At 42.8% G+C, this 25,713-nt stretch carries 17 protein-coding genes; 11 read left to right on the plus strand and 6 right to left on the minus strand.

What is annotated here, in order from left to right:
- Window positions 1-873: 873 nt before the first annotated feature.
- The gene (locus IQ276_RS16830) at window positions 874-1,728 is read right to left on the minus strand and encodes a cell division protein FtsQ/DivIB (RefSeq protein ID WP_190884577.1); all 855 of its coding nucleotides are present in this window, start codon (window positions 1,726-1,728) and stop codon (window positions 874-876) included.
- A 794-nt stretch (window positions 1,729-2,522) separates the two neighbouring features.
- On the opposite strand from IQ276_RS16830, the gene IQ276_RS16835 reads away from it, so the two are divergent.
- Entirely contained in the window at window positions 2,523-3,854 is a 1,332-nt protein-coding gene (locus IQ276_RS16835) for a P-loop NTPase fold protein (protein WP_235115728.1), read from the plus strand.
- Between the two features lie 110 nt (window positions 3,855-3,964).
- Window positions 3,965-8,992, plus strand: a complete 5,028-nt coding sequence (locus IQ276_RS16840) for a WD40 domain-containing protein (RefSeq protein WP_235115729.1) — start codon at window positions 3,965-3,967, stop codon at window positions 8,990-8,992.
- A gap of 101 nt (window positions 8,993-9,093) precedes the next feature.
- On the opposite strand, the gene IQ276_RS16845 is transcribed toward IQ276_RS16840, so the two are convergent.
- The gene (locus IQ276_RS16845; RefSeq protein ID WP_193919722.1) at window positions 9,094-9,441 is read right to left on the minus strand and encodes a hypothetical protein; all 348 of its coding nucleotides are present in this window, start codon (window positions 9,439-9,441) and stop codon (window positions 9,094-9,096) included.
- A 460-nt stretch (window positions 9,442-9,901) separates the two neighbouring features.
- Here IQ276_RS16845 and IQ276_RS16850 point away from each other — a divergent pair, with 460 nt between their 5' ends.
- The 6 genes from IQ276_RS16850 to IQ276_RS16875 all read left to right on the plus strand — a co-directional run bounded on the left by IQ276_RS16850 (window position 9,902) and on the right by IQ276_RS16875 (window position 16,726).
- A complete protein-coding gene (locus IQ276_RS16850; protein ID WP_193919720.1) occupies window positions 9,902-10,735 on the plus strand; it encodes a photosystem II manganese-stabilizing polypeptide in 834 nt (277 codons plus the stop codon).
- A gap of 716 nt (window positions 10,736-11,451) precedes the next feature.
- A complete protein-coding gene (locus tag IQ276_RS16855; RefSeq protein ID WP_221705939.1) occupies window positions 11,452-12,228 on the plus strand; it encodes an RNA polymerase sigma factor SigF in 777 nt (258 codons plus the stop codon).
- Window positions 12,229-12,392: 164 nt separating this feature from the next.
- Window positions 12,393-13,250: a hypothetical protein gene (locus IQ276_RS16860; RefSeq protein ID WP_309245598.1), complete on the plus strand. Its 858-nt coding sequence runs from the start codon at window positions 12,393-12,395 to the stop codon at window positions 13,248-13,250.
- A gap of 19 nt (window positions 13,251-13,269) precedes the next feature.
- Window positions 13,270-13,506, plus strand: coding sequence for a hypothetical protein (locus IQ276_RS16865; protein ID WP_193923891.1), 237 nt, complete (start codon window positions 13,270-13,272; stop codon window positions 13,504-13,506).
- 540 nt (window positions 13,507-14,046) lie between these two features.
- Window positions 14,047-15,330: a serine hydroxymethyltransferase gene (gene glyA / locus IQ276_RS16870; RefSeq protein WP_193923882.1), complete on the plus strand. Its 1,284-nt coding sequence runs from the start codon at window positions 14,047-14,049 to the stop codon at window positions 15,328-15,330.
- A 145-nt stretch (window positions 15,331-15,475) separates the two neighbouring features.
- A complete protein-coding gene (locus IQ276_RS16875) occupies window positions 15,476-16,726 on the plus strand; it encodes a competence/damage-inducible protein A (RefSeq protein ID WP_190882121.1) in 1,251 nt (416 codons plus the stop codon).
- A gap of 349 nt (window positions 16,727-17,075) precedes the next feature.
- Here IQ276_RS16875 and clpB read toward each other — a convergent pair whose 3' ends face one another.
- The 3 genes from clpB to IQ276_RS16890 all read right to left on the minus strand — a co-directional run bounded on the left by clpB (window position 17,076) and on the right by IQ276_RS16890 (window position 20,836).
- Window positions 17,076-19,718: an ATP-dependent chaperone ClpB gene (gene clpB / locus IQ276_RS16880; RefSeq protein WP_193920979.1), complete on the minus strand. Its 2,643-nt coding sequence runs from the start codon at window positions 19,716-19,718 to the stop codon at window positions 17,076-17,078.
- A 274-nt stretch (window positions 19,719-19,992) separates the two neighbouring features.
- Window positions 19,993-20,427 carry a lactoylglutathione lyase gene (gloA, locus tag IQ276_RS16885; protein ID WP_193920981.1) on the minus strand — a complete coding sequence of 145 codons (435 nt, stop codon included), beginning with the start codon at window positions 20,425-20,427 and terminating at the stop codon, window positions 19,993-19,995.
- Between the two features lie 241 nt (window positions 20,428-20,668).
- Entirely contained in the window at window positions 20,669-20,836 is a 168-nt protein-coding gene (locus IQ276_RS16890) for a hypothetical protein (RefSeq protein WP_235115730.1), read from the minus strand.
- A gap of 363 nt (window positions 20,837-21,199) precedes the next feature.
- Between IQ276_RS16890 and eno the strand changes: the two genes are divergently transcribed.
- Window positions 21,200-22,489 (plus strand): phosphopyruvate hydratase, encoded by a 1,290-nt coding sequence (eno, locus tag IQ276_RS16895; protein WP_235115731.1) that lies wholly within the window; start codon window positions 21,200-21,202, stop codon window positions 22,487-22,489.
- A gap of 123 nt (window positions 22,490-22,612) precedes the next feature.
- Here eno and argC read toward each other — a convergent pair whose 3' ends face one another.
- On the minus strand, window positions 22,613-23,671 hold the full coding sequence (gene argC / locus IQ276_RS16900) for an N-acetyl-gamma-glutamyl-phosphate reductase (RefSeq protein WP_190882115.1): 1,059 nt from the start codon (window positions 23,669-23,671) through the stop codon (window positions 22,613-22,615).
- A gap of 23 nt (window positions 23,672-23,694) precedes the next feature.
- Here argC and IQ276_RS16905 point away from each other — a divergent pair, with 23 nt between their 5' ends.
- Window positions 23,695-23,955 (plus strand): hypothetical protein, encoded by a 261-nt coding sequence (locus IQ276_RS16905; RefSeq protein WP_235115732.1) that lies wholly within the window; start codon window positions 23,695-23,697, stop codon window positions 23,953-23,955.
- A gap of 64 nt (window positions 23,956-24,019) precedes the next feature.
- Complete coding sequence (gene ribBA, locus IQ276_RS16910) at window positions 24,020-25,693, plus strand: bifunctional 3,4-dihydroxy-2-butanone-4-phosphate synthase/GTP cyclohydrolase II (protein ID WP_190882114.1); 1,674 nt, start codon at window positions 24,020-24,022, stop codon at window positions 25,691-25,693.
- The last annotated feature ends 20 nt before the right edge of the window (window positions 25,694-25,713 follow it).

Genomic DNA, 25,713 nt, shown 5'->3' on the forward strand with positions numbered 1-25,713 from the left:
TATTTAAATACTTACATGTATCTAAAAGTCTTCTGTATAACTTCCAGCAGACATTAATTTCTTCATTTTCCTCGGCGGACGCCATAACTTGTAAGAACACGCCACAGCGGCTTTTATCTGGCTTAATAATATTGTTAATAGATTTCACCATTGGGGATGATTGCAACTTAAGACACAAAATTTACATGATACTTACTTATCCTTGAGATGGAAGTAAGGAATTATTTGCTTGTCAGACTATACCTGATTAATTTGTTATTTGGGGAGTCTTAATGGACACTTTGTTGCAGCAATACTCTATCCTCCGAGAATCTTCACTGATGCCCTCAATAAACTCAGATTTCCCAAAAGGTTTTGTAACCTCATAAGAATTACTACACAGAGTAGTTCATACTGATTGCCCAATAGCAACCCTTGGGCAACTTTGAGTACCATTTTTACAGATTGAAACTTTGGTCAACTGTCTTTGGAAGTGTCCTTAACAGACCAAAGCCAGAGTGTTTTTGGCTCTGCACTTCAATGGCGGCGTCAACCGCTCTCATCAGTGTTTTCTGTTCGTGAGTCAGATTTTAATGAAAAACTCAAACATTTTTCTCCTTTCCACGCTGGGTTCAGTCGAAGAATGTACAGTCAGAAGGCGTTTTGTACGCCATACGCCATCATTACATTGTCTAGTATGCACCCCACACATAAAAGTTAGGGTTATAATCGGGGGTCTTTAACTCCCAATGTAGATTCTATGGTTGATCTTCTCATTTTAATTAGAAGTTAATGCCGATTTTCCTGCGATTTGCGAGAAAACTAAAAATAATAAATATCTTTATCAGCATAAAGCTTCTTAATTTCCTAAGAGCGCTCAATACATGAGACACCCTAAATGTTTCGAGGGATTTTGGGAGTTAATTTGGGATTTTCTTGGTTCATCTGTACTAATGGAAATTCGGGATTTTTCAAATCAATATACTCTATTTGGCCAGAATTGAGTTTTGCTTTTAGATGGCGCATCTGGGCTAGTACCTTAATTTGTTCTGGTAACTGGGGGCTTGGAGCGCCAAGATGCACATTTCCTAATTCTGTTTTCAAAATTAAATTCGTTGGATTTTGACAATCAATTTCCATCACTTTGACTGGACTTTGGTTGATAGCTTGATGAAGTTGAGTCCAATAGAGGCAGTATTGTTTTGGCGATCCAATAACTCTGAGATTGGGTAATTTTTTGTTGGGATTGAGTGATGTGTATTTTTCTAGGGGCATCCAAACTCCACTTGCATCTAGTAAGCCAATTGTGACTTTATTGTTACTAGTGCCTTGATTTTGCACTGTTGGTGTTTGAGTCACTGCTACAGGTACTCGTTCTTGGATATCGATGATTAAACCAGGAGGAAATAGGCGGCGTCTCACGATCGCATTGGCAATAGTTGGTTGTTTTTTCAGAGAGTTGGCGATCGCCGACGGTTCAATTCGCCACAAGGACTGGGGATAAGATAGCACCAACAGCGATCGAGTTGTCTCATCCGACAGTAATTTATTGCCTGATTTCATCACTATTTGTTTAGAAGCTTTGAGCATCCACACTGGTTGAACTGCCACCCAGAACAATCCACTTGCCAAACCGATAATGGCAAAGGTTCGCCAAATAGCCTGAATAATTCTCATCTGCCGTTGCCGACGCAATTTTTTACGACGCTGGGCTAGATCCGTGCGGGAAACTGATATTATGCCAGCCATTCAAACCCCTTTTTCCTTGCAGTCTAAATTCCTTGATGTGTTTGTATCATTATTAATTTCAGTAAACACTGTCGGCATATGTTAGCCGCACTCCTCAAGACTTTTTTTATTTTTAGTAACACTTTACAGTAACTACACAAAAATCGTGGCGCTAGTCATTGTTGTTATTTAAAGTTTCCGGTGTCCATTTTTAACTGACTGTTGTCTTTTTGACAAGTTTTCATCGAAGTTTTTTTCCTAAATGATTACAAAATGTTAATTGAGATGTTCATGATTTTGTTTTATTGACAAATACAATGTGAAATGATAAACAAGTATTCCTGAATCTCTGTGTACCTTGCTATAATTCATACCAGTCCTACCTCATCAGCCATACAAATTGAGAATCATCCAGTCTAGTAGTTTTTTTTACTTACCAAGTTAGGCACAGAGATTTGTGCCAGGTCAATGAAGAGGACAAGGCGACAAGGGAAGAAAGAGAAAAACCTCTTACTGCATTTACCTCCAAGTCTTCCCCTCCTTTTGTCTTCTTCTGGTCAAGCAAAAGCTAGAGATTGTCAAAACCTCAATAGCAGGTGTAAAAAGGACAGATATGCTTAACGTTATTAGGGTCAATTAAATCTCTACCATATACTCACAGTTACCCGTTGCAGGATCGCTACGAGTGCTGTCTGTTGCAAGACACTACCGACTTGCAAACCAAGCCTGTGCCTAAATGTAGGCTAGAGATTACCTGTATAAAAAATACGAATTAAACTGCATCTACATACACATCTACATACACCTCAACATACATGAGAACGACATTAAATTTGTCACGTTTTTATAAAGCATGTAATCCAAGTTACACCCTAAATATAGGCAACGTACTAGATCGGCAATACTACATAGATTTTGCTGATGTACGTGGTTGCAAGATTGTGGAAGAATTACAACGGACAATCTGCCGTATTTCTCCGGATGAGCCAACCTGCCAGTTATTTACTGGTCACATTGGTTGTGGTAAATCTACAGAGTTACAGCGCCTGAAAACAGAACTAGAATTGGCAGGATTTCATGTGGTTTATTTTGAGTCCAGTCAAGACTTAGACATGGCCGATATAGATGTCAGCGATATTTTGCTGAGTGTAGCCCGTCAAGTGAGTGTTAGTTTAGAAGGGATTGGTATCAAACTCAAACCTGGTTACTTTAGCAATTTGTTTAAAGAAGTAGGGGATTTTTTGCAAAGTCCCATAGAGGTTTCAGCAGAAGCAGAGTTGTCCTTGGGGATTGCCAAAATTACTGCCAAAACCAAAGATAGCAACCAATTGCGTAATCAACTGAGGCAATATCTGGAACCACGCACCAACAGTATTTTGCAAGCGATTAACGAAGAAATTTTAGAAAAAGCCGTTAATCAACTAAAGCTGCGGGGTCAAAAAGGACTGGTAGTGATTGTAGATAACTTAGATCGAGTAGATATGCGTCCCTTAGCATCGGGGCGATCGCAACCAGAGTATCTTTTCATCGACCGAGGTGAACAGTTACGCCGACTCAAATGCCACCTAGTTTACACAATTCCCCTAACGTTAATTTTTTCTAATGAGTACGAGACATTGAAAAATCGCTTGGGAGGAGGGATTGCGCCTAAGGTACTACCGATGGTGCTGGTGCGGCAAAGAGATGGTAGTGACTACGAACCAGGCATGTCACTGGTGCGCCAGTTAGTCCTAGCTAGAGCTTTTCCAGAAGTTCCTTTGAATGGAAGACTGTCACTAATTACAGAATTATTCGATAATTCCCAAACCTTGGATCGTTTATGTCGCGTTAGTGGTGGTCATATTCGTAACTTATTGGGTTTACTTTATAGTTGCCTGCAACGACAAGATCCACCTTTTTCTAGCGCCTGCTTAGAAGCTGTGATTAAGGACTACCGCGACGATTTGCTATTAGCTATTGACGAATCCCAGTGGGAGTTACTGTTTGAAGTAGTGCAACAGCAGAGAGTTAAAGGCGAGTCAGACTACCAAAGCTTACTACGAAGTATGTATCTGTTTGAATATCGCGATCCTCTGGGACGCTGGTTTGGCATCAGTCCAGCCTTAGCAGAAACAGAAAAAGTTTTGGCTTGGCAACAAAACAAATAACACTGTTGGGTAAGTTAAGTGTAATTAGTCATTAGTCATTTGTGCTTTGTCCTTTGCAAATAACAAATGACTAATGCCCCATGCCCTGTTTGGCCAATGTCCCATACCCAATGACCAAAGAAAATCAGCATACTTTACAAAGACTGATTAGAGCGATCGCCCTTTCTGAAGGTCAATTTGCTCTGATTTTAGTTCGGTGTAATTACGGCCAATTACGGGAGCAAATGTTAGAAAATATTCGCTCCCTCACTCAAGACATCAATCTGAGAGAAATCGTTCTCAATTCATCAACTACTTCCTTACACAACACAATAGTTTCACAACTATTTCTAGATAATCCTGTTGTTGTCACAGACTCTTTGCCATCAGCTGTTATGGTTTTTGGTCTTGAGTCAGTTGTTGACTTGGAAAACTTACTTACAGGCATCAACCAAGCACGAGATATCTATGCTGCAACTTTTCAATTTCCAGTAGTATTGTGGCTACAAGATGAAGTAGCATCATTGCTTTCTAGATTAGCCCCTGATTTCAAAAGCTGGGCTGCAACTACTATTAAATTTGAAATGGCAAAAACAGATTTAATTGCTTTGATTAATCAAGAAGCAGAATCTTTATTTGCCAAAGTTTTAGAAGCAGGTGCCGAAACATTTTTATCTAATGCTTCTCTAGATTTAGATCCTAAATCCCAACACCGCCACGAAATAGAATCAGCGCGTAATGACTTGCTGCGCCTCTATGGCATTCAATTAACACCAGGATTAGAAGCGAGTTTAGAATTTGTTTTGGGGCGAGATAAATACGCTAACGATCAAATTAATGGTGCTTTAGCCAATTATCAAAGAAGCCTAGCATTGTGGCAGCAGGAAACAAAAAGAATAGCAGAATTAGAAAGTGGCAAAGTGGGGAAAATCAGTGATCAATTACTCGTATCCCCTTCATGTCCTACCCTTCGGGAAGCTAAAGCTACATCTCCTTCATCTTTACTCAAGCAAGCAATAGTACTATTCCACCTGGGGCTATGTTATCGTCGCATGGCAGACTTAAACCATAGTGCTAATAGTAGCTATTGCCAACATGCTCTTTTATGGTTTAAACAATGCCTGGAAATATTGGAAGAGGTAGAAAGAGAAGATTTAGTTGCTAAATTTATTTCACCTGTTTGTGAAATGCTGCAACGTTTACAAGCTTGGGATGAATTAAAAGAATTAGCTCAAAAGTCATTACGTCTACAGAAAACTTATGGAAATCCGGCACAGATTGCTCAAAATTATGGTTTTTTGGCAAATGTAGCAGCTTCTGAGTCAAATTGGGTACTGGCTCATGAGTTAGCGAATACAGCACTTTCTATCAGTGAAGCAGCAACAGAAGTTTCCCGAAGGCAAGAAAGTTGGTATCTTCTCTTACTAGCACGTACACAAAGGCATTTAGGTGAGTGGAAAGAAGCAATCAATAACTTGGAATGGGCGAAGGTGGTTTGTGAGTTACAACATCAACCATCACTTTACTTAGAGATTTTAGAGGAATTGCGATCGCTTTACTTTTTTGAGCGTCATGACTATACAGAAGCCTTCAAGCTTAAACAAGAAAAAATTCAAATAGAACATCAGTATGGCTTTCGTGCTTTCATTGGTGCAAGTCAATTGCAGCCACAACGTTCCAAAACTAACCCCGTATTAGAATCTGAAAAAATACCGTTTATTCCTGAGGAAGTCGCCCAAGAAATATCTGCTTCTGGACGACAACAAGATGTCAATCGTTTGATTGAAAGAATTGCTCGTGCTGACTACAAACTCACAGTAATTTATGGACAATCAGGTGTAGGAAAGAGTTCAATTATCAAAGCTGGTTTAGTACCAGCGCTGAGGGGAAAAGTTATCGGTGAACGCATTCCTATACCGATTGTTTTGTCTGTTTATACTGATTGGGTTACAGTTTTGGTAAGCACTGTTAACCAAGCCCTAGCATATACAGGAATATCAGCTAATCTCGATTATACACCTACTGTACTGCTCGAAAACATTCGATTAGCAACTGAGCGAAATTATACGATAATTCTGATATTAGATCAATTTGAAGAGTTTTTCTTTGTTAGTAACCCTAGCACACAAAGAATAGAATTTTACAAATTTTTCAGTGAATGTCTAAATATTCCATTCGTAAAAATTATTCTGTCATTGAGAGAAGATTATTTACATTATTTATTAGAATTGGAACGTTTGAGTCAAAAAAATACGACTGGTTTATATGATTTAGGGGTCATTAATCAAAATATTCTCGATAAGGATATTCGCTACTATTTAGGAAAATTTTCTAACCAGGATGCCAAGGCTATAATTCATAGTCTGACTCAACGTTCACATTATGAACTAAGTGATGAGTTAATTAATCGATTAGTCCAGGATTTGACAGGAGAACTAGACGAAGTACATCCAATTGAATTACAAATAGTCGGCGCTCAACTGGAAATAGAAAACATTACCACAATTGCACAATATAAGCTTTGCGGTGGCTGGACAAAATTGGTGGAACGCTGGCTTGGGCAAGTTATCAAAGACTGCGGTGAAGAAAACGAAAAATTAAGTTGGAAATTATTATTTGAATTAACTGATGAAAAAGGGACGCGACCGTTAAAAAATAAAGCTGATTTAGCAACTGCACTAGTTAATAATCATGATATAGAGACAATATCAGGTTTTGACATAGTTGGTGAACTAATTTTAGAAATATTGGTAGGTTCTGGGTTGGTATTGCGAGTCAGAGAAGAATTAGGCGATCGCTACCAGCTAGTTCACGATTATTTAGTAGAACCAATTCGCCAAAAAAATAATTATGGTATTGCCGCTGAATTACAAAAAATCAAACTGGCAAAAACTAAAGCCGAGGTCGCCCAAAAACTTAGTCAACAGCAACTCAATTTAGTTTTGCAAAAGCGGTTAAAGGAAGCACGCATAGCAGGTGTAGTGCTGTCAATTATGGGGGGGATAATAGCAGCATTATGGTGGCAAGCAGACTTACAAAAAAGAGCAGCAATTAGCCAAACTTTACGAGCTGAACGCAGTGAAACCAACTTAAAAATTAGTGCGATCGCAGCTGCTAGCGAAGCTTTATTTGCCTCTAATAAAGAATTTGATGCCTTATTAGAAAGTTTACGGGCTTGGAGACGACTTAAACAGACACAGATCGTGCAACCAGACACCCGAATGCGGGTGGTGACGGCCCTGCAACAAGCAGTTTATGGAGTAACCGAGGTCAACCGTTTAGAAGGGCACACTGATATTGTCTGGGGATTAACTTTCAGCCCAGATGGTCAGTTGCTAGCATCAGGGAGTCGAGATCGGACAGTGAAACTTTGGCGTCCTGACGGTACTTTACTCCAAACCCTCAAAGGCCATACTGATGCGGTAACCGCTGTCAGTTTCAGCCCTGATGGACAAACCCTAGCCTCCGCCAGTCTCGATAAAACAGTCCAAATCTGGCGCCAAAACCTGATTACAGGGGAATTTTACTCCCGGCCAGATAAAACCTTAAAAGGACATGGAGATTGGGTTTACAGCGTTAATTTCAGTCCTGATGGCGAGTTATTAGCTACTGGCGGCAAGGATGCAACGATAAAAATCTGGGGCAAAGACGGTAGCTTAGTAAAAATACTCAGAGGACATGGCGGTTGGGTTAACTGGGTAAGTTTCAGTCCTGATGGTCAATTCATCGCTTCGGCAAGTGACGATAAAACAGTGAAAATCTGGCGACGCAATGGCAGCCTAGTTACAACTTTGCAGGGACATCAGCAAGGTGTAACCGTGGTTGCTTTCAGCCCTGACGGTAAACTGTTGGCGTCCGCAGGTCGAGATAAAACAGTGAAACTTTGGCGGCGAGAGGAAAACACCAGTACGGACGGTTTTAAATTTGTTTTTTACAAAACTTTACAGCAGCATAGCAATACAGTGTGGAGTTTAAGCTTTAGTTTCGATGGTAAAAAGTTAGCTTCCGGAAGTGAAGACAACACCATAAACCTCTGGAGTATTACTGGCAGCTTACTGAAAACCTTCAAAGGACATAACGATGCTGTTGCTAGCCTAGCTTTCAGTCCCAATAATAAATTACTGGCTTCCGGAAGTTTTGACAAAAATGTGAAATTGTGGAGTTTAGATCCCCCAACACCATCTATTCTCAAAGGGCATGAGAATCGAGTTTTGAGTGTTGCCTGGAGTCCCCATGGCCGGATGCTAGCTTCTGGTAGTAGCGATCGCACTGTCAAACTCTGGTTAACAGACACTAGTAATGGTGAGGTGAAAACCCGACTCTACAAAACCTTGATAGGGCACACAGATAAAGTTCCTAGTGTCAGTTTTGACCCCAAAGGTAAAATACTAGCTTCAGCAAGTTATGACAAAACTGTGAAACTTTGGCGGCTTGATGGCAGTTTAATCAAGACTCTCCACGGACATAGGGATAGTGTGATGAGTGTGAATTTCAGCCCAAATGGCGAGTTGTTGGCATCAGCTAGCAAAGATAAAACAATAAAACTCTGGAATCGTCAAGGCAAGTTGCTCAAAACCTTAGTGGGGCATCAAGGTTGGGTGAATAACGTGAATTTCAGCCCTGATAATCAGGTTTTAGCTTCTGCCAGTGATGATCAAACAGTAAAACTCTGGCGGCGAGATGGTACTCTACTCAAAACTTTCTCGCCCCATGACAGTTGGGTATTGGGTGTCAGCTTTAGTCCCACTGACGAGTTGTTAGCTTCTGCCAGTTGGGACAACACTGTAAGACTTTGGCGACGGGATGGTACGTTGTTAAAAACCTTGTTAAAAGGCTACAGCGATAGCGTTAATGCCGTGACTTTCAGTCCCAATGGGAAATTACTCGCCGCCGCTGGTTGGGACGGTACAGTGAAACTCTGGAGCCGTGAAGGCAAATTAATTAAAAGTCTCAACGGGCATCACGCGCCAGTATTAAGTGTCAGCTTTAGCCCAGATGGTCAAACACTAGCATCAGCTAGTGATGACAACACAATCATTCTCTGGAATTTAGATCTGGATGATTTAGTTGTTCGTGGTTGCCACTGGGTGGATGATTACCTCAAGCACAACCGCAATCTTGAACAACGCGATCGCCATCTTTGTGATGGCATACTCTAGACACAGGGGCATTGGGCATGGGACATAGGGCATTGGTTTTTCACAAATGACAAATGACCAATGACCAATGACTCTTGATTTAGGAGCTGATTTGGACTTGATTAACCAAAAGAGTGATCGCTCTCCAAAACCTCAGGGCTATTTTCTTCAGTATTTTCTTGTGGCAAATTCGCTAAAAAAGCTTGTAATTTCATCCGCTCAATATAAGGCCAGCCTCCCTCAGATTCAATATCTTTCAGCAGTGAGTAGAGTTGGCGACGATTCACAGGCAAACTCTCTTGAAAAACCCCATCTCGGATTTCTCGGTGTAACTGCTCTAATTGTCGCAGCAAAGCCAAAAGAGCTACAGTATCGCCTTGACAGCATTCAACTGTATCATGTACCACAGTTGCGATCGCTTGCATTTTAGAGGACAACTTCTCTGATTCAATAGTTTTGTTGTTGTTCATCCCACCCTTTCCGTGTAAATGAGGCCAACTCATAATTTACCGGAGATTCTTAATTTTCCCTACTTTACCAGTATTGATTCATCAGCTGTCACTTTACCTAAGAAGACCAACCTGCTGTACAGTTTCCCAGAAGTTTTTTTAAATTCTCCGCGTCAGAGCGTCCCCCACTCCCCACTCCCTCAGTCACGGCTGAATATAACTAGATTTGTATCTTTATGAAAAGCAATTGCGATCGCTTCTAAAACAGCGTAGTACCGTTTAGCATAGCCCTTACGGAAGCTAGAGGGGATCAGAATATTCTTGCTTGAGACTAGAGTACTTTGATTTTGAGTTAAAAAAAATCGTATGATCTGGCTGATTTACCCATCAAACAATAGGCGTATGTAGTGGCGTCACATACATAACACAGTTCGATGCAGTTTTACAACTTAGATATTAATTTTTGAGATTGAGGTTGACCATGAGGTATCGCGCTTTAATTGTTGCATTCTTGGCTTTGTGCCTGGGACTAATAACTGCTTGTAGTGATGCTCCTGCTACTAGTAGTGGTAGGGATGTACTCACTTACGAACAAATTCGAGGCACTGGCTTGGCTAACAAATGCCCTCAACTATCAGAAACAAGCCGTGGTTCAATTCCCCTTGATTCTAGTCAGTCATACACCATCAAAGAACTTTGCTTAGAACCAACTAGTTACTTCGTCAAAGAAGAACCTGCTAATAAACGCCAAGAAGCAGAATTCGTTGCTGGGAAATTGTTGACTAGATACACTTCCACCATTGACCAAGTACAAGGCGATCTGAAAATCAACTCAGATAATAGCCTGACTTTTGCCGAAACTGATGGTCTGGACTTCCAAGCTATTACTGTGCAACTCCCTGGTGGTGAGCGAGTACCTTTCCTGTTCACTATCAAAAACTTGGTTGCTCAAACCCAACCCAGTTTGACCAGTATTAACACCTCCACTGACTTTGAAGGCACTTTCAAAGTTCCTTCCTATCGTGGTGCTGCTTTCCTAGATCCTAAAGGTCGTGGTGTCGTTAGTGGCTATGATAACGCTGTGGCTCTGCCTGCCCAAGCGGATGATGAAGAACTCACCCGCACTAACGTCAAGCGTGCTGAAAGTCTCAATGGCAAGATTTCTCTGCAAATAGCTAAGGTAGATAGCGGTAGTGGTGAAATTGCTGGTACTTTCGAGAGCGAACAGCCATCTGATACCGATTTAGGTGCTGGCGAACCTAAAGAAGTTAAGATTCGCGGTATATTTTACGGTCGGGTTGAATCCAAATCATAGCTAAATCCTCTTGAGTTAGGGAACTGACTGGCATTGAGAACCACACTTGTGTCAGCATCAGGTTTCATCACAAGAGCTAACTCCTTATCCCCTTCTATTTAGGGGTAAGTAAGTTTTTGCGAAATGGCTACAAATTAACTACAACAAGGGGCAAAAAGCCCCTTTTTTATTACTTGCGTAAATATACATACTATTTTTTAACTTTTATTTAGTAATTTTTGAATACTAAATGAATTTCTTTCAGTCTATGTGTAATTTTACTGGAAATGAAATTTTCGCCGCTGCCATCAAATTTTAACTTTCATAACTTTGTTTGTAGAACTTCATTTCCGAATTAATTAATGAAATTAAGTACAATCTCGGTTTGATATTTAGTAACTAATTATATATTTTATTTCTATGTAGTTATTAAATTAAAACTACAGGGAATGCCCAGATTAATTGAACAATAATTCTCGAAGTCAAAATACACGAGGTCTTTGGCTCTGGTCTTGACTGGTGAATTATTTGTCGATAACAAACTAAATTCGACGGATTTCGCACATTTAAATATTGCTCGATTGTCAAGTGAACTATGGGAAATTTATAGAAAAATTTGTTATTTACCATAGATTTGCTAGGGCATAAACACGATATTTTCTTTGATGTTGTGTGCGATCGCAGGTGAATTTAAGCGCGAGTTATTAATTCTTTATTTGCTCAATAAGCCCGGTGCTATGCCTACCACAGTCACCAATGAACTAAAGCACGAAATTTGGCAGTTGTTACGAGAATATCAGCAATCTCGCTCCGAAAATATTCGTAATCAACTGGTAAAACTCAATTTTGGACTTGTGAGAAAAGAAGCTCACTACTGGACAAATCAATGTCATGAAACCTATGATGATTTGCTCCAAGTTGGATGTTTGGGTTTAATTAGGGCTATTGAAAGATTTGAACTTTCTAAGGGACATGCCTTCAGTTCCTATGCTCTTCCCTATATTCGGGGTGAAATTCAACACTATCTCCGAGATAAAGGCGTCACCGTGCGAATTCCTCGCAGATGGTTAGCACTGCAACAGCAAGCAATAGGAGTTTCACGTTCTTGGCGTGAAACACATAATCGCCAGCCAACAGATTCGGAATTAGCAGCAGCACTGAAAATTTCTCCAAACGAATGGCAAGAAATTAAATTAGCATGGGTAAATCGCGCTCCCTTGAGTTTAGATGTGCCAATCCAGGATGGTGAAGAAGGCTCTACTTGTTTGGGAGAATTAGTTCCAGATCCTCACTATCGCAGCTTTCAATTAGCACAAGAAGACCAACTTCGGTTGCAACAAGCATTAGTTCAGCTAGAACAACGCACCCGCGATGTTTTGGAATGTGTGTTTTTGCAAGATTTGACACAAAAACAAGTTGCAGAACATCTGGGTATCAGTGTAGTAACAGTTTCCCGTCGAGTTAAAAAAGGCCTAGATTTGATGAAACAACTCATGGGTGTAGCAGAGGATTAACTGCAAACAAATGAACCCGCAGTTATGCTGGGCTGGTAGTGCGAAAAATAACCATTGAAAAACAAAAAATTAGGTTATAAAGGGAACAGACTTTGCCTTTAATACAAATTTCAGGCATGTTGATTTCCAGTTTTCAATTCTCCAATGGCTTTTGAGAAAGACTCATGGGCAGAAATTTAACAATTACAATTGCAGCTATTCTAAGCTTGGCGATCGCTGGATGCGCTTCTGAAGATGCACCGCAAGCCATAGATCCGACGCCGATTCCCAAAATAGCAAAAAAATCGCAACCAACAGTTCAATCCTTTAAGAATCCGGTTGTACCTGCCAAACAGGTTTCACAAGTTTCTTCTGCAAGTCTTAACTTAATTCAATCTACTAATGCTACAGAACGGGCACGGGTACTTGTGGTATCAAAAAACCGCACTGACCCGTTTGGAGAGATTTTTGGGCAGACGGGTGCTGGAGTGTCTAAAACAATAGGAAGACCTGTTCCCGTGTTACCTAAGCTACCTACTGCATCAACCCCAGGACGAAAACTGCCGACAAGTAGCATAGCTTTAAATCAAAAGAAAAATAACATTGCTGCTGTACCAAAACCAAAAAAAGTCAATACTACTTTGACTTCAGTCTTGCCTAAGGTTTTGCCTCAAGTTGTGCCCAACCCAACTTTAGTATCTGTATTACCACCAACACCACAACCTGAGTTAGCAAAGGCAGTAGTTGTGACTGGTGTAGTTCTCATTACTAAAGAACCCCAGGCAATTATCAAAGTCCCAGATGAGCCGACGAGTCGCTATGTGCAGGCGGGACAGCGATTAGCCAATGGCGTACTAGTTAAACGTATTGAAATGAATGGAGGCTCCAACCCGATTGTGATTTTGGAACAATATGGTATAGAAGTTGCCAAAATGGTAGGGGAAGGGCCTGTCAACTCAACGCCATCAGCTTCGACGCCATCAGCGGCGTCTGGTACTGGTGATGCTATTTTAGGGACAACGCCCCCCCCAAAATCCAGTTAATGTGGGAGCTTCATAAAAGATGGAGACTGAGGAAAAAATTGAATTCCCTGGTTTGCCTTTAGCAGTCTATCGAGAAATCGCAGCGCATTTACGTCAAGTGGAAGGGGTGGAAGTAGATTTAATTCCCCAGTCATCCCAACAGTTTGATTACAATCAAAGTCAAATTGGTGGCTTAAGACTTACGCGCTCAGCAAACTCTACTTTAGAAAGTCGGCAACGAGTTAACCAGATTTTGGCTTATTATCAAAATCGCTAAATGAATCCTATTTGATTTGTGAAAATCGCAAGCCTGAGACTCCTGACTTCTTAGAGAAATCGGGAGTCTTGTTGTTTGATTTAGGGACTTCCAGAAAATAAATCATCCCAAATTATTTGTACATTTTTCGGGTAGCACAGCTGTGCGCCCCTACTATGGAATATTTTTTTCCTTGGAAGTCCCTTAAGATTGCTATGGTCTATGACGACTTCAGTAGCTTAGGATCGCATATTCCCAGTTCTGATGCTCAAGCACTGGGCTTTCTCTAACTTTTTGCATCATAGAACAGCGATCGCAGAAAACTTCAATTAACGCAGGCTCAAAAAGCAACGTTATGATTGTTAATGCGTTAATCGAGCTTGGGTCTAATAATAAACTCAGTTGGCACAAAAAACCTCCGTCCTACGGAGACGATTAATTGCCTCTCTAGAGCAGTCAAAAACCATTGAACTACTTTGAGCTATGGACACTTGACTGTTGCTTAGGTGCTGTATCCAACCAAAATCAGCCGTTGTACAAATTCCCATAAGGATAATTGAAGTGACTAAGACTAATTCAGATTTTCTCACCTCCAGCGATCCGGCGATCGCGGAGTTAATCAACGACGAACTAGGGCGTCAGCGAGACCATTTGGAGTTGATCGCTAGTGAAAACTTTACCTCCGCCGCTGTACTAGCGGCTCAAGGTTCGGTACTGACAAATAAATACGCCGAGGGATTACCTGGTAAACGCTACTATGGCGGTTGTGAGTTTATCGACAAAATCGAGCAACTGGCGATCGACCGTGCTAAACAATTGTTTGGTGCTGCTCATGCCAATGTGCAACCCCATTCTGGCGCACAAGCGAATTTTGCTGTGTTTCTGACCCTGCTGGAACCAGGAGACAAAATTATGGGGATGGATTTGTCTCATGGTGGACATCTCACCCACGGTTCCCCTGTAAATGTCTCAGGTAAGTGGTTCCAAGTTAGCCACTACGGTGTCAGCCAACAAACAGAACAACTTGACTATGACCAAATTCGGGAGCTGGCGCTAAGGGAGCGTCCTAAGCTGCTGATTTGTGGTTATTCGGCTTATCCCCGTGTAATTGATTTTGAAAAATTCCGTAGTATTGCTGATGAAGTCGGCGCTTACTTACTGGCTGATATCGCCCATATTGCCGGTTTAGTTGCCAGTGGTCTTCATCCAGACCCGATTCCTCATTGTCATGTGGTAACAACAACTACCCATAAAACTCTACGCGGTCCCAGAAGTGGTTTAATTTTAACTGGCGACGCAGAACTCGGTAAAAAGCTAGATAAATCCGTTTTTCCTGGTAGCCAGGGCGGGCCATTAGAACATGTGATTGCTGCTAAAGCAGTAGCTTTTGGAGAAGCCCTCAAGCCAGAGTTTAAAGCTTATTCTGCTCAAGTGATTGAAAATGCTCGTGCTTTGGCAAAACAATTACAAAATCGCGGCTTAAAGCTAGTGTCTGATGGCACTGATAACCATTTAATGCTAGTGGATTTACGTTCCATTGGCATGACGGGTAAGCGAGCAGATCAGCTAGTCAGCACAGTAAATATTACTGCTAACAAAAATACTGTTCCCTTCGATCCGCAGTCGCCATTTGTGACCAGTGGTCTGAGGTTAGGTTCCCCGGCAATGACAACACGGGGCTTAGGAGTAGCAGAATTTACTGAGATTGCCAATATTATTGCTGATCGCCTGCTTTCCCCAGATTCCGAGGAAGTCACCCAAGATTGTAAACGACGGGTGGCTGTATTGTGCGATCGCTTCCCCTTATACCCTCACCTGGAAATTCCTTTACCAGCTCTAGTTTAGGGAATGGGGCATGGGGCATTGGGCATGAGGCATTGGCATTGGGCGGCTATCGAAAAGCTTTTTCCTAGTCCCCAGTCCCCAGTCCCCAGTCCCCATTCCCCATTCCCTACTCCCCACTCCCCACTCCCTTCCCCAATCCAATCCAATGAGTGCAGAAATTATTTGTGTTGGTACAGAATTGCTATTAGGAGATATCCTCAACGGCAATGCTCAATTTTTAGCGCAACAATTAGCCCAGTTAGGTATTCCCCATTACTATCAAACCGTGGTTGGGGATAATCCAGAACGGTTGAAGCAAGTTATAGAAATTGCTATTTCCAGAGCGCAAATTCTCATTTTCACTGGTGGTCTTGGCCCTACCCCAGATGACCTCACTTGTGAAACTATCGCCGATTTCTTTCAAGCCCCCTTGGTAGAACACCCGGAAATTATCGAAGACATAACCCAGAAATTCGCCCAACGCGGTCGGGTGATGTCACCAAGTAACCGCAAGCAGGCTTTAATTCCCCAAGGTGCAGAAATTCTACCCAACCCCACTGGAACTGCACCCGGTATCATTTGGCAACCCCGTCCTGAAATCACTATTTTTACCTTTCCCGGTGTTCCCAGTGAAATGCACCCGATGTGGAAAGAAACAGCCGTCCCATTTCTTAAAAGTCAAGGTTGGGGTAAAGAAGCTATTTACAGCCGGAGTTTAAAGTTTTGGGGTATTGGTGAATCTGCTTTGGCGGAAAAGGTTGCTTCTTATTTGAATTTGCCAAATCCCACCGTAGCCCCTTATGCAGGTAAAGGGGAAGTAAGATTACGAATTTCTGCCAAAGCAAATTCCGAAGCAGCAGCAGAGGCTTTGATTGCGCCTATTGAAAAACAAATTAAAGAAATCGCTGGACTAGATTTTTACGGTATCAATGATGATACTCCTGCTTCGGTTGTTGGTGAGTTGTTACGCGCATCAAAAGAAACGCTTTCGGTGGCAGAATCTTGCACTGGTGGTGGACTAGGGCAAATGTTAACTGAAATTTCTGGGAGTTCTGATTATTTTTGGGGTGGAATCATTTCTTATGACAATTCGGTGAAGGTTCGGCTATTGGGGGTTAACCAGGAAGATTTAGATAAATTTGGCGCGGTAAGTGCTACTGTTGCAGAACAAATGGCCATTGGAGTCAAAACCCGACTTTCAACAACTTGGGGATTGAGTATCACTGGTATTGCTGGCCCTGCTGGAGGGACAGATACTAAACCAGTGGGTTTGGTTTATGTCGGTTTGGCTGGGCCAAAAGATGAAGTGGCAAGTTTTGAGTATCATTTTGGTACAGTGCGAGGACGCGCTCTAATTCGTCATGTCAGTGCAAATGCAGCGTTGGATAATTTGCGCCGGAGGTTGTTGAACAGATAGCAATACTGTTCGGTTAAGGCAATAGACAAGGGTAAATCGCCGTCTCTACAAAGAATTGATTGTTGTAGAGACGGCGATTTATCGCGTCTTCGTCTTTGCTAGAATTTTGATCAAAAAACCTTAACCGAATCGTATTGGAACAGGTAGCAGATATAGCGCTTCCCACATGGGTGAGGTACAGAAAAAATAGATCCTCGTAGGGGCGCACAGCTGTGCGCCCCTACGCATGTGCCTCATTCAAATGAGAATCGCACTATTATTCTTGTCACACAATAGTATGACAAGAATAATAATGCTAATTAATGCCTGATTAGATGGCGTTTGCCGTCAGGGTGTTCACGAGGCTTGTCTACGTAGCAATTTGTGTGACTGACACCTTCACTGGCACTTTTTTACTAAAAGAGAGACCGTTTTCATTTTTGTCAATAACAATCGTATCTCCAGAAATAAAGGTATTTTCCAATAATTTGGTGGCGAGGGGGTTTTCTACTTCTCGCTGAATTGCTCGTTTGAGTGGACGGGCACCGTAAACTGGGTCGTAGCCTGCTTCTACTAGGTAATCACAAGCAGCTGGGGAGATTTCAAAGAAGATTTTTTGATCGCGGAGGAGATTTTCTACACGTTTGAGTTGAATACGGATAATATGCCGCATTTCTGAACGGCTGAGGGTATGGAAGAGAATTAAATCGTCAACCCGGTTGAGAAATTCCGGGCGAAAATGCGATCGCAAGTTCTCCATTACCCGTTTCCGCATGGTTTCATACTTGGAATCATCACCTGATACATCTAATATATGTTCGCTACCGATGTTACTGGTCATGACAATAACAGTGTTGCGAAAATCTACTGCTCTTCCTTGAGAGTCAGTAATTCTACCGTCATCTAATACTTGTAGTAAAATATTAAACACATCTGGATGTGCTTTTTCTACTTCGTCCAATAGCACTACAGAATAGGGTTTACGGCGAATCGCTTCCGACAGTTGACCGCCTTCTTCGTAGCCGATGTATCCCGGAGGCGCTCCCACTAACCGAGAAACTGAGTGTTTTTCCATATACTCGGACATATCCAGGCGCACCAATGCATCATCAGAATCAAAGAGAAACTGAGCTAAAGCACGGGCGAGTTCGGTTTTGCCTACACCTGTAGGCCCCATGAACAAAAATGAACCAATGGGACGCGAGGGGTCTTTCATTCCCGCACGGGCGCGACGAATTGCTGCTGCTACTGCTTCTACAGCCTCTTCTTGGCCAATAACTCGTTGATGCAAATGACTTTCTAGTTGCAGTAATTTTTGTCGTTCCGATTCCAACAGGCGATTGACAGGAATTCCTGTCCACTTGGCGACGATTTCAGCAATATCGGCTTCGGTGACTTGTTCTCGCAGCAAGGTGGAACCAAGGCTTTGAATTTCTAAAAGTTTCGCTTCTTTGGCTTCGCGATCGCGTTGAACTCCTTCCAATTTACCGTACTTCAATTGTGCAGCTTTATTTAAGTCATAGGCGCGTTCGGCCTGTTCAATTTGCACTCGCAGCGCATCTTCTTCTTTCTTTAAAGCACTTATCGCCTCTAATAGCTGCTTTTCACCTTGCCATTGTTCGTTAAATGTTTGCTGTTTTTCTGTCAAATTGGTGATTTCTTGCTCAATTCGCTGCAAACGTTCTTTAGTTTGGGGAGTACCCTTTTCTTCGCCAGCTAATGATAGCTTTTCCATTTCTAACTGCATGAGGCGGCGGTCAATGGTTTCTAGTTCGGCTGGTTTGGAGGTAATCTCCATTTTCAGTTGTGCGGCTGCCTCATCTACTAAGTCAATAGCTTTATCTGGTAAAAAGCGATCGCTAATATAACGTGCTGACAAAGTTGCTGCTGCTACCAAAGCCGAATCAGAAATTTTGACGTTGTGATGAACTTCGTAGCGTTCTTTCAACCCCCTAAGAATGGAAATAGTATTTTCTACAGTTGGCTGATCGACAAATACTTGCTGAAAACGGCGTTCTAAGGCGGCGTCTTTCTCGATGTGTTTGCGGAACTCATCTAGGGTTGTGGCGCCAATGCAACGCAGTTCTCCCCGCGCCAGCATGGGTTTGAGTAGATTTCCCGCATCCATCGCCCCTTGTTGATTGGAACCCGTGCCCACTACGGTGTGCAATTCGTCAATAAACAGGACGATTTGACCGTTTGATTCCATGACTTCCCGGAGAACAGATTTCAAGCGGTCTTCAAATTCACCCCGGTATTTAGCCCCAGCAATCAAACTGCCCATATCTAAAGAAATCAACTGGCGATCTTTTAGCGACTCAGGAACATCACCGTTGACCATCCGCTGTGCTAAAGCTTCGGCGATCGCAGTTTTACCAACGCCAGGTTCGCCAATCAATACCGGGTTATTTTTGCTGCGGCGGGACAATACCTGAATTACCCGACGAATTTCGTCATCCCGTCCAATCACCGGGTCGAGCTTACCAGCTTTTGCCTGTTCTGTTAAGTCTCTGCCAAACTTTTGTAAAGCTTCATAGCGCGATTCTGGGTTTTGATCTGTTACTTTTTGGCTACCGCGAACAGTTTTGATCGCAGCTTCTAATTTAGCTGCATCCGCATTAAAGCCTTTGAGTATCCGCCGTCCAACGCGTTCATCGTCAACAAAAGCCAGCAGGATGTGTTCCACAGAAATGTAGGAATCTTTCATCGTAGCTCTAATTTCCTCGGCCTGGTCTAGCAAGACATCTAAACTGCGACCAAGGTAAAGCTGATCGCTTTTACCAACTTTTGGCTGACGTTGGGTAAAAGCTTCTAGTTGCTGCTGCAAGCGGATTGGATCGACCTCAGATCGAGCCAGAATACGTATTGCTAGACTAGTGGGTTCTTCTAACAGGGCAAGAATTAAATGTTCAACATCTAGTTGCTGTTGTTGATAAGCACGCACTATATCCTGAGATTTCACAATCGCTTCCCAGGCTTTATCTGTAAATTTATTAGGATCTGTAGGTTGCATCTTTTAGAATTTTCGATTTGGGATTTTTATTTTAGGGTATCGGGATTGGGGACTGGGGATTGGGTACTAGGGATTGGGTATTGGGTAGTGAGAAAGTATTCCTAAATATTTATTTCCTATTCCCCAGTCCCCAGTGCCTAGTGCCTAGTCCCTACCTATTCCCTAATTTAAAACGAAAACACAGTTATAAGCGTAGTTTGCCAGATGGTGCTATGGGAGAGATAGCTATTGATCTTGCTCATCAACGACTGCATGTAGATTCTTACTATCAGAATTACTGACTTACAAGTTGCTCTTGTGATTCCTGTTTGATTGCTGACCCTTGAGTTCCCAGTTGAATCAGTTCAATTTTATACCCATCTGGATCTTCCACAAAAGCGATAACTGTCGAACCATGATTCATTGGTCCTGGTTCTCGCACGATTTTACCGCCCTGATTGCGGATTTCTTCACACGTAGTGTAAATATCATCAACCCCAAGGGCAATGTGACCGTAACCATTACCCAATTCGTACTTTTCTACTCCCCAATTGTAAGTTAATTCAATGACTGTATTATCGCTTTCATCACCATAGCCCACAAAAGCTAGGGTAAATTCTCCTCCTGGATAATCTTTTCGTCGCAATAATTTCATACCCAGAACTTCACAGTAAAACTTCAAGGACTCTTCAAGGTTGCCTACCCGCAGCATTGTATGTAATAAACGCATATTGACCTTTGGTTACTTACTTAATTCTTATATTTTATATAGTAATCCGCTTTGATTTTTGAACTGATTTGCTCTTAGCAGGAAGTAGGGAGTAGATAGTAAGGAATAGGCAATCAGCGTTTTTGAGTTGAGAGCGAGTTTTTTTTACGTAATCAAATACGAGTCCAATACTGTTCGCTTAAGGTTTTTTGATGAAAATTCTAAATCACAAAGACGCGATAAATCGCCGTCTCTACAATAATTAATCCTTAATGTCTTGTATCAAAGCAGCTTTGGCTTTAATATCGGGAGTCAGTGTTGGTTTAGGAGTTTGGTTGAAAACTGAACTAACGAAACTTAAAACAAAAAATATAGTGAAAATTAGCAGCTTGAATTTGCTGCGAGAAGTTAAATTAAAATGATTCTTCATCTGTTTATAAGTTTTTTGTTGAAGTATTATATCTTGCACGAGTATTATTTAATTTCCTGTTACATACAGCAGAATTTAGGAGTCAGGAGTCAGAATTCAGGAGTCAGAATTCAGAATGAGAATAGGCTCTGAGCCTAGCTACCAGACTTAGATGCTGTACTTCATTAACATGAAATCTGCTGTAAGTAAATCCAGCTTACAAAAGTTCCAGAATCCGATCAATTCTCCTGTCAGTTGACTCCAACTGTGGAAATCTTCTTTAATGTCAGCCGAGAAAGTCTGTTAACCGCCTATGCTAACGATTGGGTTAGGCCACTGGACTATATGCGTAAGTAAAACACTCGAACAAAGGACAAAGTACAAATGAGTCACATTCTAGATACTGCCATTGAAGCGATCGCAGCTCGTGAAATTCTTGATTCACGCGGTAGACCAACAATTGAAGCCGAAGTGCATGTAGCCAACGGTGCTGTAGGGCTGGCGCAGGTTCCCAGTGGTGCCTCCACTGGCTCTTTTGAGGCACACGAATTGCGTGATGGTGATAAAAGCCGTTATGGCGGTAAAGGAGTCCTGAAGGCGGTACAAAACGTCAAAGAGGTACTTGCCCCAAAATTGCTCAACTTGGATGTCCTCAACCAAGAACTATTAGACCGCACAATGATTGCGATCGATGGTTCTGATAACAAATCCAATTTGGGGGCGAATGCGATTTTGGCGGTTTCCCTCGCAGCAGCTAAAGCTGGTGCAGAATCTCTAGCAATTCCTCTGTATCGCTATTTGGGTGGCCCACTAGCAAATTTACTACCAGTACCGTTGATGAATGTCATTAACGGCGGCGCACACGCAGCCAACAACGTAGATTTTCAAGAATTTATGATTGTCCCAATTGGGGCAACTTCCTTTCGGGAAGCCTTGCGTTGGGGTGCCGAGGTGTTTGCTACCCTCAGCAAAGTGTTAGATGAGAAGGGTTTGCTGACTGGTGTGGGCGATGAAGGCGGTTTTGCCCCTAACTTAGAGTCCAATCAGGTGGCTTTGGAATTGCTGGTTGCTGCCATTGAACAAGCTGGGTACAAGCCAGGGGAGCAAGTCGCTTTGGCGTTGGATGTGGCGGCTAGCGAGTTTTACAAGAATGGTCAGTATGTTTACGATGGTAAACCTCATGCTCCCACTGAGTTTATTGATTACCTGGCTCAACTAGTTGACCAATATCCCATTGTCTCAATTGAAGATGGTTTACACGAGGAAGATTGGCAAAGTTGGCAATTGCTCACCCAGAAGTTAGGTTCGCGGGTGCAGTTGGTAGGAGATGACTTATTTGTGACCAATGTTACTCGCCTGCAAAGAGGCATCCAAGACAAAGCCGGGAATGCTATTTTGATTAAACTCAATCAAATTGGTTCTCTCACCGAAACCTTACAAACAATTGACTTGGCAACTCGCAACGGTTTCCGTTCAGTAATTAGCCATCGTTCTGGTGAAACCGAAGACACAACCATCGCCGATTTAGCCGTAGCCACCCGTGCCGGTCAAATCAAAACAGGTTCCCTGTGTCGCAGCGAACGGGTAGCAAAATATAATCGCTTGCTGCGAATTGAAGATGAACTAGGCGATCGCGCCGTGTATGCTGGTGCTGTGGGTTTGGGACCGAAGTAGGGACTGGGGACTGGGGACTGGGGACTGGGGACTGGGGACTGGGGACTGGGGATTAGGTAAGAAACTATTCCCCATGCCCCATGCCCCATGCCCTATGCCCCATGCCCCATACCCCATACCCAATTACGGATAAAACCCCAACTTCGGCAACCCCAAGGTTTCATCCCAGCCCATCATCAGGTTTAAACACTGAATCGCTTGACCCGCTTGCCCTTTAATCAGGTTGTCAATTGCTGACATGACAATCACGCGACCTGTGCGCGGGTCAACTTCTACACCGATGTAACAAAGATTGCTGCCGTTCGCCCATTTTGTTTGGGGATAAACGCCGCTACCGCAGACTTTTATCCAAGGAGAATTGCGGTAGAAGGCTGAGAAAATTGTAAGCAAATCATCTCCCACAAGACCGGGGTCGCGCATTGTGGCGTATACGGTTGCTAAAATACCGCGTACCATTGGGATGAGGTGTGGTGTAAATTGGATCGTCAGTTCGTGACCAGCTAAATCACTGCAAATTTGCTCAATTTCTGGGGTATCACGGTGACGGCCAACACTATAAGGTGCTATGGAGTTGTCTGCTTCAGCTAGTAATAAGTTAGTTTTGGGTTGCCGTCCGCTGCCGGATGTGCCAGACTTGGCATCGATAATAGCTGTTTCTGGGACAATTAAACCTTGCTTTAACAGTGGCGAAAGTGCAAGCAGACTCGCAGTGGGATAGCAACCAGGACAGCCAATGAGTTGAGCTTCGGTAATGCGATCGCGGTAAAGTTCTGGTAATCCATAAACAGCTGTTGCAGCAGTAGAGCGATCGCTTCTCTCAATACCATACCAGGTTGTATAAGTTGCCAAATCACTGAACCGATAGTCTGCACTTAGATCCAGTACTTTACATCCTTTTTCCAACAGTGTGGGCGCGATTTGCCAAGCCAGACCATCTGGTAAAGACAGGAAAACTACTTCACAGCGGTTAGCAATTATCTCTGGTTCTACCGCCTCTATTGGCAGATTAGCTGCATGAGTCAAGTGCGGGTAAAGATCCCCCAGGGATTTGCCGATGCTGTTCTCACCACCTAAATAAACCAGTTCGACTTCTGGATGATCCATCAGTAGTCGTACTAACTGTACTCCGCCATAGCCCGACGCGCCAACAATCCCAACGGGTACGCGTCTAAATTTGCCCATGATCCCAAATCCTTATCCCATGAATGGTTAATTCGTTCCCAGCTATCAACATATCAGCCACCAGACGCAGAGCGTACAAAACGCCGCATCTCGCCTCGACTTTGTTTCGGCGAGATGAAGGAGATAGGGAAGATGAGGGAGTAGGGGGAGATGAGGAAGAAAATACTTCTTTATCTCCCTCATCCCCCTCATCCCCCGCGTCCCCATATCCCCGCGTCCCCCATAGTGGCAGAAATTTTTGCCATGTTATCAAATCATTGCTAGTCTACTTCTCTGGCAGATAAAGGAGCTACAATCTAAAAGAAGAAATTGTTAAAAAAATTTACGTTGGTAGCTGGAAATCTCTCTGTGTCACAGCCTAAGACTACCCAAGTTTCTCAATTTGATCCAATTGATGCCGCCTTGGCAGACCTAAAAGCTGGTCGTGTCATTGTCGTGGTAGATGATGAAAATAGGGAAAATGAAGGCGACTTGATTTGCGCTGCCCAATTTGCCACACCGGACATGATTAATTTTATGGCGGTGGAAGCTAGAGGGCTGATTTGTTTGGCAATGACAGGCGATCGCCTAGACGAATTAGACTTACCTTTAATGGTAAGCAATATTACAGATACTAACCAAACCGCCTTCACCGTCAGTATTGACGCCGGTCCAGATTTGGGCGTGACTACAGGCATCTCAGCCGAAGACCGCGCCCGCACTATCCAGGTTACTCTCAATCCGGCGACAAAACCCACTGATTTACGTCGTCCTGGACACATTTTTCCGATTCGGGCTAAGGCTGGAGGCGTACTCAAACGCGCAGGACACACAGAAGCCGCTGTGGACTTAGCTAGGTTAGCAGGGTTATACCCAGCTGGGGTAATTTGTGAAATTCAAAACCCTGATGGCTCGATGGCGCGGTTACAGCAGTTAATTGAATATGCTAGACATCACAATTTAAAAATTATCAGTATTGCAGATTTAATTAGTTATCGCCTCAAGTATGATCGCCTGGTGTATCGTGAGGTCATTACTAAGCTACCTAGTCAGTTCGGTCAGTTTGAAATTTACGCCTACCGCCACACCTTGGACAACACAGAACACGTTGCAATTGTCAAGGGCGATCCAGCTAATTTCAAAGATGAGCCGGTGATGGTACGGATGCACTCAGAATGCTTAACTGGTGATGCTTTGGGTTCTTTGCGCTGCGACTGTCGGATGCAGTTACAAGCAGCACTGAAAATGATTGAGACTGCTGGTCAAGGTGTCGTTGTATACCTACGCCAAGAAGGACGGGGAATCGGCTTGATTAATAAGCTGAAAGCCTACTCGTTGCAAGATATGGGACTCGATACAGTAGAAGCCAACGAGCGTTTGGGATTTCCTGCTGACTTGCGAGACTACGGAATGGGGGCGCAAATGCTCATGGATTTGGGTATAAAAAAGATACGCCTAATTACTAATAATCCCCGTAAAATTGCTGGAGTCAAGGGCTATGGATTGGAAGTAGTCGATCGCGTACCATTATTAATTGAAGCGAATGACTACAATTCTTATTACCTAGCAACAAAGGCTAAAAAGCTGGGTCACATGTTGTTACAGACTTATCTGGTAACAGTGGCAATTCACTGGCAAGATGACCCACAGTTGGTGACAAAACGCTATGAACGCCTAGAGAAACTGCGACATTTAGCGAGAACCCACGATCTATTATTGCAGGAAGAAGCGCGTCCGTTGGCGATCGCCCTATTTGACGAGCCATCTCTAACAATACACTTAGGTTTCGACCAGCCAAAAGTTGCTAGCTGTGATTGGTATCGCCAAAGCGGCCATCCTTACCTGCAAGCAATCTTCCAGATTCTAGATGAACTCGCAACATTACCGTACATCCAGAAAATAGAATTTCTGATTTCTTCTGGTTGCGATCCTTTGAGCAATTTACAAGTTCAACTAGATCGGCAGATGTTCTTGGATGGTACACTGCCTTCATCGATTAGCGATCGCTTGGAAACACAGCAAATTTATAGCTTTAGCAAATAGGGACAAATTATGTCCTGATA

It is taken from the genome of Desmonostoc muscorum LEGE 12446 (genome assembly GCF_015207005.2).
In the GTDB taxonomy this organism is placed as follows: domain Bacteria; phylum Cyanobacteriota; class Cyanobacteriia; order Cyanobacteriales; family Nostocaceae; genus Nostoc; species Nostoc muscorum.